A 3,660-nucleotide genomic window follows, 5' to 3' on the forward strand; every position below is an offset into this window, starting at 1 on the left:
GCAAAAGCCTGAATCCCTATCTGCCCCAAAATCTGCAGGCTGACCCGCAACGAACCGAAGACCCTAACACCAGCTTGGGCAAAAGCACTGACGCTAAACCTTAACGAGGCAAAAGTCTGAATCCCTATCTGCCCCAAAACCCGCAGGCTGACCCGCAACGAACCGAAGACCCTAACGCCAACTTGAGCAAAAGTACTGACGCTAAACCTTAACGAGGCAAAAGCCTGAATCCCTATCTGCCCCAAAATCTGCAGGCTGACCCGCAACGAACCGAAGACCCTAACACCAGCTTGGGCAAAAGCACTGACGCTAAACCTTAACGACGCAAAAGCCTGAATCCCTATCTGTCCCAAAACCCGCAGGCTGACCCGTAACGAACCGAAGACCCTAACGCCAACTTGAGCAAAGGTACTGACGCTAAACCTTAACGACGCAAAAGCCTGAATCCCTATCTGTCCCAAAACCCGCAGGCTGACCCGCAACGAACCGAAGACCCTAACGCCAACTTGAGCAAAAGTACTTAATCTGACTCTTAAAGATACAAATATCTGAATACCTAGTTGACCAAATATATTTAGACTTATTTTTAATGAGCTAAATATACGTATACCTAACTTACCGAAAATATTAATCCTCATACCCAATGAGCTAAAAATATTAATAGAAAGTGCGGCAAATATACGAACACCTACATTCAACGAACTGAAAATCCTTATACCAACATTACCGAAAATCTTTATTTTAGCATTGATATTAATAATCAATTTATCTAACAATTTGAAATTGTTTGTTATATTTCCAGTTACACCAAGATTAACAGCACTATTCTTGCTGGATGAATTTACTTGGCTGATACTTTGAGTTATTTGGGTAACATTAACTGATTGGCTGGCAGCACTTACCTGCATCATTTTTGAAGAATTCTGCTGCTTCGATACAGATTGCTTAATTGTTTGATTGTAGGTTTTTAAATCGGCACGCATACGCGCAGTTTCCTGCGCATACCCGACAATAGGTTTTAAACTTTCAACGGTTTTATTGAGCTTTTTAAACTGATTATGAATTTTATCTGTGGTATCCACCAGTTTTTTCTGTTGCCGCTGAAAAGATTTAAAGGAACTGGTCAGCTTCCCGACGGTACTCAGTACCTTACTAAGCTGTGACTGTATATTACTCATTCTCTGCACCACTTCTTAAAATGGCCCGATGTCGCCAGTCCAATAATTCCGACAGTGACATTTCATCTGTATCTGCCGGTCTCCAGTGAAAAACGGTGGCAATATCTGCCACCAGTTCATCAACGGTTAATCGTTCTGGGAATCGGACTTGACCGACTTCGGCAACAAAAAATTGACTACCTCCACACTGAGATTAATCAGATCACCGGGTGACATTACCAGTAGGTCATTCTTGGTTAATGCAGGTGTGGTAACACGTGGCAGAACCAGCAACATAGAATCCACATCCATTTCCAGCAGTGCCTGCAAACGAGCACCGCGCAGCGCACCACTGGTAGGTTTACGTACCGTCACTTCCGTGATTTTTCCGTTGCCTCGCGCCAGTGGAGCTTCCAATTCGATTGTGCGCAGATCTTCATTTTGAGTTTTCAGTGCTTCAGTCATAATTCAACCTTGTTTATCCGAGTGAAAACCTGTCCCATTACGAGACAGGGAATAAGTTTAAAATTTACTAATTAAAACAGACCAATAGCACGACGATGCTGTGCCAGACGATCTTCTCCGCCCACTTTCTCAACCATGTTGACGGTGTCGATTTCAATCAGTTCTTCGCCATCCCAGGTCAGTTTGAAGTAAGTGTTTTTCGCGGTAATTTTGGTTTGAGTGTTATCACCCTGCTTATAAGTACCGTGATCAAATTCCTGAAAACGGCCACGCATAACAACTTCAACTGCAACCACATCACCTGTGTCTTCGCGTTCAAAAGAGCCTGCAAAGCGCAGCATGACACCATCGACCTGAGCGATGCCCCACTGTTTGTACAGTTGGGACTCAATACCGCCCAGAGTGAATTCCGCATCCAATGCGCCTTCATCCAGACCCAGATCCACCATTGCGCTGCCGTTCATACCAGCACCACGGTAGGCTTCCAGTTTGCGGCTCAGCTTAGGAAGAGTCAGCTCTTCGACAATGCCCTGATAGTTGTTGCCATCGTTGAACAAATTCAGATATTTAAGTTTGCGAGGTAATGCCATCAGTTAGCCCCTTATTTATTGATACTTTTTGCGAAATCCATCAGGTAACTATCTGTAATGCGCTGGCGTAACATCATGTTTTCCAGTGGCGGTACAGGGGTATAGTCGTAATCGATGGTCAGTTTGCCTGCTTTCAGGGTGTCTTTATCGTTGATTTTGTCGTCATACCAGCAACGACCGTCAATGATGTAGCCGCCCGCTTTCAGTTCACGGAACTTAGCATTGATGCCTTCGATAATGTCGCGTACCAGCGATGGGGTCAGCGGTTTGTCGATTGCCCACATATGCGCGTCAGCCATGGTGTCAGCCAGTACCTGAGCGGTACGGGTGTAGCTTTCGAATGGGAACAGTGAGTCCTCAGAAGCAGAGCCAGCGCAAGTGCGTGAACCCCAGAAACGAAAACCGTTTTTGCGGATCAGTGTTGTGATGTGATTCTGGTTCAGCAGATCAGCCTCAGTTCCAGTCGCTTGCAGATCCCAGAAGACATCAGCAGATAGACCCGTTACGCCGTTAACACCCACATTGGATAGGGTTTTGTGCCAGCCGGTTTCTTCGTCGATTTTGGCACGCAAGCCCAGTGCATAAGCCGTCGCAGGTGCGATAACTTCACCTTTGTTCCATCTCAGGAAATCAGGCCAAATTAACATTACCTCACGCTGACCGAAGTTTTCACGATATTTGATAACTTCAGAGATATTTTTGCAGCCATAAGCGCTGACATATGCCATTGCTTTCAGTTGCTTAGCAATAGCGGCGAGTTCAGCAGCAACTGGTTTTGAGTCCAGACCTGGAACACCCAGAATGCGTGGTTTAACACCGAGCTGGCTTTGTGCCGCCAACAGCGCCTGCATACCGGTTTTCTTACCTTCATCGGTAACACCACCGATGATGTTACTAATGGTTTCTTCTTCAGATTTGCCTTCTTCCACACGAACAACCACAGTCACAGGCAGAGCCTGAGCAGCGATGGCTTTCAGAGATGTAGACAAAGTGCCTTTTTCCCCGGCCTTGCCACTGGCGCTCATAACGTCAGTAATCAGGACTGGAGTATTTAATGGAAATGTTTTTTCGTCTGCGTCAGGAGCAGTACAAACCATACCTACGATAGCGGTGCTAACGGTAGTGATGGTACGAGTACCTTCGTTAATTTCCTGTACACGGACTCCGTGATGATAATCTTGTGCCATATTAGCGTTCTCTCCTGTTAAGGTGTGCGCTTATATTGGCGGATTAAGACTTTAAAATCATGTAGTTAGGGGTGTGTGGTGGAAGGTACAAATTAGCTGGAATATTTTTGTTTTAAATCAGTTTGTTGAGATTTTAGATATCCAAATAAAAAAATCCGCCTCAGAGGCTATTCAGTATTTTTTCTGCGCAGCAGTAAGACAAGGAATGCCAGATTGACGAACTGGAGACTGGTATTCAAATCTCCCTCGCAGTTCTTCCAC

The 3,660-nt window shown here is 45.4% G+C and carries 4 protein-coding genes and 2 pseudogenes; all 6 read right to left on the reverse strand.

Features of this window, described 5'->3' with window-relative positions; genetic code table 11:
- A pseudogene (locus tag Xinn_RS20210) lies at positions 1-1,178 on the reverse strand (phage tail protein); the annotation flags it as partial.
- The gene (locus Xinn_RS20215) at positions 1,171-1,293 is read right to left on the reverse strand and encodes a GpE family phage tail protein (protein ID WP_086955987.1); all 123 of its coding nucleotides are present in this window, start codon (positions 1,291-1,293) and stop codon (positions 1,171-1,173) included. The gene Xinn_RS20215 and the pseudogene Xinn_RS20210, both read right to left, overlap by 8 nt.
- Positions 1,294-1,304: 11 nt before the next feature.
- Positions 1,305-1,622 (reverse strand): phage tail assembly protein, encoded by a 318-nt coding sequence (locus tag Xinn_RS20220; RefSeq protein ID WP_086955986.1) that lies wholly within the window; start codon positions 1,620-1,622, stop codon positions 1,305-1,307.
- A gap of 71 nt (positions 1,623-1,693) precedes the next feature.
- Positions 1,694-2,212, reverse strand: coding sequence for a phage major tail tube protein (locus Xinn_RS20225; RefSeq protein ID WP_038265769.1), 519 nt, complete (start codon positions 2,210-2,212; stop codon positions 1,694-1,696).
- An 11-nt stretch (positions 2,213-2,223) separates the two neighbouring features.
- Positions 2,224-3,399, reverse strand: coding sequence for a phage tail sheath protein (locus tag Xinn_RS20230; protein WP_086955985.1), 1,176 nt, complete (start codon positions 3,397-3,399; stop codon positions 2,224-2,226).
- Positions 3,400-3,566: 167 nt separating this feature from the next.
- A pseudogene (locus tag Xinn_RS20235) lies at positions 3,567-3,660 on the reverse strand (IS5/IS1182 family transposase); the annotation flags it as partial.

Source organism: Xenorhabdus innexi (assembly GCF_002632485.1).
GTDB classification, from domain to species: Bacteria; Pseudomonadota; Gammaproteobacteria; order Enterobacterales; family Enterobacteriaceae; genus Xenorhabdus; species Xenorhabdus innexi.

Excerpts from the sequence above, each read along its gene's own strand:
- Xinn_RS20220 (WP_086955986.1), bottom strand. The coding sequence starts at position 1,622 with ATGACTGAAGCACTGAAAACTCAAAATGAAGATCTGCGCACAATCGAA.
- Xinn_RS20225 (WP_038265769.1), bottom strand. The coding sequence starts at position 2,212 with ATGGCATTACCTCGCAAACTTAAATATCTGAATTTGTTCAACGATGGC.
- Xinn_RS20230 (WP_086955985.1), bottom strand. The coding sequence starts at position 3,399 with ATGGCACAAGATTATCATCACGGAGTCCGTGTACAGGAAATTAACGAA.